This window comes from Enterobacter sp. BIGb0383, from assembly GCF_003751845.1.
In the GTDB taxonomy this organism is placed as follows: domain Bacteria; phylum Pseudomonadota; class Gammaproteobacteria; order Enterobacterales; family Enterobacteriaceae; genus BIGb0383.
Map to the genome: position 1 here is coordinate 1 of NZ_RJKQ01000012.1, position 4,349 is coordinate 4,349.

At 52.8% G+C, this 4,349-nt stretch carries 4 protein-coding genes and 4 tRNA genes; 7 read left to right on the forward strand and 1 reads right to left on the reverse strand.

The genetic code is table 11. From position 1 onward, the window contains the following. The first annotated feature begins 213 nt into the window (after positions 1-213). Positions 214-1,242, forward strand: a complete 1,029-nt coding sequence (gene murB / locus EDF81_RS23760) for a UDP-N-acetylmuramate dehydrogenase (RefSeq protein ID WP_123350679.1) — start codon at positions 214-216, stop codon at positions 1,240-1,242. Next, the gene (gene birA / locus EDF81_RS23765) at positions 1,239-2,201 is read left to right on the forward strand and encodes a bifunctional biotin--[acetyl-CoA-carboxylase] ligase/biotin operon repressor BirA (protein WP_123350681.1); all 963 of its coding nucleotides are present in this window, start codon (positions 1,239-1,241) and stop codon (positions 2,199-2,201) included. Before murB ends, birA begins: the two co-directional genes overlap by 4 nt. Before the next feature lie 35 nt (positions 2,202-2,236). Here birA and coaA read toward each other — a convergent pair whose 3' ends face one another. Then, entirely contained in the window at positions 2,237-3,187 is a 951-nt protein-coding gene (gene coaA, locus EDF81_RS23770; protein ID WP_123350683.1) for a type I pantothenate kinase, read from the reverse strand. Between the two features lie 371 nt (positions 3,188-3,558). Between coaA and EDF81_RS23775 the strand changes: the two genes are divergently transcribed. From EDF81_RS23775 to EDF81_RS23795, 5 genes are all read left to right on the forward strand, one after another. Next, a tRNA-Thr gene (locus EDF81_RS23775) sits at positions 3,559-3,634 on the forward strand. A gap of 8 nt (positions 3,635-3,642) precedes the next feature. Then, positions 3,643-3,727 (forward strand) — tRNA-Tyr (locus EDF81_RS23780). 120 nt (positions 3,728-3,847) lie between these two features. Then, positions 3,848-3,922: transfer RNA gene (locus tag EDF81_RS23785), tRNA-Gly, on the forward strand. Between the two features lie 5 nt (positions 3,923-3,927). Beyond that, positions 3,928-4,003, forward strand: a tRNA-Thr gene (locus EDF81_RS23790). A 116-nt stretch (positions 4,004-4,119) separates the two neighbouring features. After that, positions 4,120-4,349: GTP-binding protein (locus EDF81_RS23795; RefSeq protein ID WP_032449286.1), on the forward strand; the 230-nt coding region annotated here is incomplete at its 3' end.

Here is a 4,349-nt window from a genome sequence, read left to right on the forward strand (position 1 = left end):
ACCCCATGCCGAACTCAGAAGTGAAACGCCGTAGCGCCGATGGTAGTGTGGGGTCTCCCCATGCGAGAGTAGGGAACTGCCAGGCATCAAATAAAACGAAAGGCTCAGTCGAAAGACTGGGCCTTTTGTTTTATCTGTTGTTTGCCAATCCACACAAGCCTTCCCCCCGCAGATACGGTAAAATAGCCGGGATTTTGCATCAGGAAAGCATCTATGAACCACTCCCTAAAACCCTGGAATACGTTTGGCATCGAGCGTCGTGCGAACAATATCGTGCGCGCTGAGAATCAACAGCAGCTACTGGATGCCTGGCAGGGCGCAGTGAGTGAAGGACAGCCGGTGCTGATCCTGGGCGAGGGCAGTAACGTCCTGTTCCTGGAAGACTATGCCGGAACGGTGATCGTTAACCGCATTATGGGCATTGAAATAACGGAAGAGGATGATGCCTGGTGCCTGCACGTCGGAGCCGGTGAAAACTGGCATGCTCTGGTGCAGTTTACCCTCGATAAAGGCATCGCCGGGCTGGAAAATCTGGCATTGATCCCCGGCTGCGTAGGATCTTCTCCGATCCAGAATATTGGTGCCTACGGCGTCGAACTGCAGCAAGTTTGCGCCTATGTTGACTGCATCGAGCTGGAAAGTGGGAAGGCGCACCGCCTCTCTGCCCAGGCATGTCACTTTGGCTATCGCGACAGTATTTTCAAACATGAATATCAGGATCGCTATGTCATCGTCGGCGTCGGTCTGCGTTTAGCAAAATCCTGGCAGCCGGTATTAACCTATGGCGATCTGACCCGTCTCGATCCCGTTACCGTCACGCCACGCGACGTCTTTGACTCCGTGTGCCGTATGCGCATGACAAAGCTGCCTGACCCGAAAGTGAACGGTAATGCCGGGAGCTTCTTTAAAAACCCGGTAGTGAGCCCTGAGCAGGCGCAGACGTTGCTGGCCCTGTTTCCTTCGGCACCCCATTATCCGCAGGCCGACGGCAGCGTAAAATTGGCTGCCGGATGGCTTATCGACCAGTGTCAGCTGAAAGGTAAGGCCATCGGCGGCGCGGCGGTACATCGTCAGCAGGCGCTGGTCCTGGTGAATATTGATCATGCCGTCAGTGACGATGTTGTGCAGCTGGCGCACTACGTACGTCAGCAGGTCGGGGCAAAATTTGACGTCTGGCTGGAGCCGGAAGTTCGCTTTATCGGCGCCCGGGGTGAGGTGAATGCAGTGGAGACGATCGCGTGAAGGACAATACTATTCCATTAACCCTGATTTCCCTCCTTGCTGACGGCGAATTTCATTCTGGTGAGCAACTGGGTGAAACGCTGGGCATGAGCCGGGCGGGGATTAACAAACATATTCAGACCCTGCGTGACTGGGGGATTGATGTCTTTACCGTCCCCGGAAAGGGCTACAGCCTGCCCGAGCCGATTCAACTGCTGGATGAGTCCTTTATCCAGGCACAGGTGAATCAGGGCCACGTCGCGGTGCTGCCGGTGATTGACTCGACGAACCAGTACCTGCTCGACCGGCTGGCTGAACTGCGCTCCGGTGATACCTGCGTCGCCGAATATCAGCAGGCAGGCCGCGGTCGTCGCGGTCGGAAATGGTTCTCCCCCTTTGGCGCTAATCTTTACTTCTCTATGTACTGGAAACTGGAGCAGGGACCCGCTGCCGCCATCGGTTTAAGCCTGGTCATTGGGATCGTGATTGCCGAAGTATTGCAGAGTTTAGGGGCCGATCGGGTGCGCGTTAAATGGCCCAATGACCTCTACCTTGACGATCGTAAACTGGCTGGGATCCTCGTTGAATTAACGGGAAAAACCGGAGATGCTGCGCATATCGTGATTGGTACAGGCATCAATATGGTGATGCGAAAAGTGGAAAGCGATGTGGTCAATCAGGCATGGGTTACGCTGCAGGAGGCGGGGGTGACCATCAATCGCAACACGCTTGTGGTGCAGCTGATAAAAGAGCTACGTGCGGCGTTAACGGTATTTGAGCAAGAGGGCCTTGGGCCTTATCTTTCCCGCTGGGATAAGCTGGATAACTTCCTGAACCGACAGGTCAAACTGATTATCGGCGATAAGGAAATCCTCGGCATTTCACGCGGTATTGACGCACAGGGCGCGCTCCTTCTGGAGCAAAACGGCACGGTGAAGCCCTGGATGGGCGGTGAAATCTCGCTACGCAGCGCGGAGTAAGAAAAAGGGAGCCGAGGCTCCCTTTTTGCTTTCTGTCACTTTCTTAATCTGACCTGCTCAACGGCGTGATTTGCACTTTTCGTGAGGATCAGGCTGGCCCTCTCCCGGGTCGGAAGAATATTTTCTTTCAGGTTCAGACCGTTGATCTCTTTCCACAGTGAGGAAGCAACCTCAATCGATTCCTCTTCCGATAGCCGGGCGTAATTATGGAAATAGGAATCCGGGTCAGTGAACGCGCCTTCACGGAACTTCAGGAAGCGGTTGATATACCATCTCTGCAGCATCTCTTCAGGCGCATCGACATAGATAGAGAAATCAACGAAGTCGGAGACAAACACGTGATGCGGATCGTGAGGATAATCCATTCCGCTCTGCAGTACGTTCAGCCCCTCCAGAATGAGGATATCCGGCTGCGCAACGGTTTTATCACCATCCGGGATGACATCATAGATGAGATGCGAATAGACCGGAGCGGTGACGTCCGTCGCGCCGGATTTCAGGTCGGACACAAACTTCACCAGTCGGTGCATATCATAGGACTGAGGGAAGCCCTTCTTCTTCATTATCCCGCGGTCTTTCAGCACCTGATTAGGATGAAGAAAACCGTCGGTGGTGATCAGCTCAACCCGACGATGCTCCGGCCAGCGGCTGAGCAGAGCCTGCAGTACGCGTGCGGTTGTGCTTTTACCGACGGCAACGCTACCGGCAATGCTAATGATATAAGGAATGCGCTGGCCGTTAGTGCCAAGGAACTGCTCCAGCACCGCCTGTCGACGCAGGTTGGAACTGATATAAAAATTGAGCAAGCGCGACAGAGGAAGATAGATCTCTGCCACTTCATCCAGCGAAAGGTCTTCGTTAATCCCTTTTAAGCGTGCGATTTCACCCTCTGTCAGGGTCATCGGCACGGAATCACGAAGCGCAGCCCACTGACTACGATTGAACTCCAGGTACGGCGTCATTAGCGTCTGCACTTTTTGGCTCATAAACATGCTTCTTCTCGCCACTTCTGAGGATATCTACCGGGAACATCGCCTCCCGGAAAGTGAAATGGCGTTTTTGTTTAGGTTAATCCGGACAATGGGCAGGAGGTTAACACCAGATGCCGGTGATTATAAGAAAAAATACGATCGACTGCCGCTTTCCCGGAAAAGCATCACGAAATCATCGGACAGAGGATACTTTCTGTGCGCCAGTCATGGCGCTCAACCTGACCCGATCCCGAATTTTTATCCCTTATTGTGTGAATTTGCATCGTTTTTGCCTGCCGGAGCGCAAAATGTGAGCGATAGAACGTTTTATGCAATTTTTTAGTTGCAAGCGCTCGCTGCTCTACCTAGAATGCGCGCTACTTGATGCCGACTTAGCTCAGTAGGTAGAGCAACTGACTTGTAATCAGTAGGTCACCAGTTCGATTCCGGTAGTCGGCACCATCAAGTCCGGTGGGGTTCCCGAGCGGCCAAAGGGAGCAGACTGTAAATCTGCCGTCACAGACTTCGAAGGTTCGAATCCTTCCCCCACCACCACTTTCTGGCAACGTTTTACGTCGCCTGAGTTGATTCAGAAAACCGAATCGACTCAAACAATAAAAAGAGAGCAATCTCTTTTTTTGTACAGAAAGAACTGGGTAGCCGAGTTTCCAGGATGCGGGCATCGTATAATGGCTATTACCTCAGCCTTCCAAGCTGATGATGCGGGTTCGATTCCCGCTGCCCGCTCCAGACGTGCTGATATGGCTCAGTTGGTAGAGCGCACCCTTGGTAAGGGTGAGGTCCCCAGTTCGACTCTGGGTATCAGCACCACTTCTTTTCTCCCTCCCGTTTCTCTCTGTTACTTTACTTGCATTCAACAAGTCAGGCATGTTGCCTGGTTGATGTGGTGATATCACCGATTTATCCGTGTCTTAGAGGGACAATCGATGTCTAAAGAAAAGTTTGAACGTACAAAACCGCACGTTAACGTCGGTACTATCGGCCACGTTGACCATGGTAAAACAACGCTGACCGCTGCAATCACTACCGTTCTGGCTAAAACCTACGGTGGTTCTGCTCGCGCATTCGACCAGATCGATAACGCACCGGAAGAAAAAGCTCGTGGTATCACCATCAACACTTCTCACGTTGAATATGACACCCCGACTCGCCACTA